Origin of the sequence: Pseudoalteromonas sp. SR45-6 (genome assembly GCF_014163545.1) — a bacterium.
Classification (GTDB): domain Bacteria; phylum Pseudomonadota; class Gammaproteobacteria; order Enterobacterales; family Alteromonadaceae; genus Pseudoalteromonas; species Pseudoalteromonas rhizosphaerae.
In genome coordinates this window covers 1-218 of sequence record NZ_JACJDM010000253.1, presented here as the reverse complement: position 1 = coordinate 218, position 218 = coordinate 1, and the positions used below count along the sequence as shown (strand labels likewise).

The 218-nt window shown below is 56.9% G+C and carries 1 protein-coding gene; it reads left to right on the top strand.

The features are described from left to right. Positions 1-218, top strand: a 218-nt coding sequence (locus H5158_RS23090; protein WP_259399491.1) for an Ig-like domain-containing protein, incomplete at both ends; no start/stop codon positions are given.

Sequence of the window (218 nt, the reverse complement as noted above, 5' to 3'; positions counted from 1 at the left end):
GGCGGCACATGGAGTGTCACGGCCAGCAGTGATTTAGCGGAGGGTGACTTTAGTGTTACCGCCACCGTTGAAGATGGCGTGGGTAATCAAGGCACCGCCAGCGTCACTGGGATCATTGATACCACCATGCCGGATATCAGTATTAATCCGCCAGCCGACAGTAACGATACCACGCCTACCATCAGTGGCACCGCCAGTGCGCCACAGGGCAGCATAGT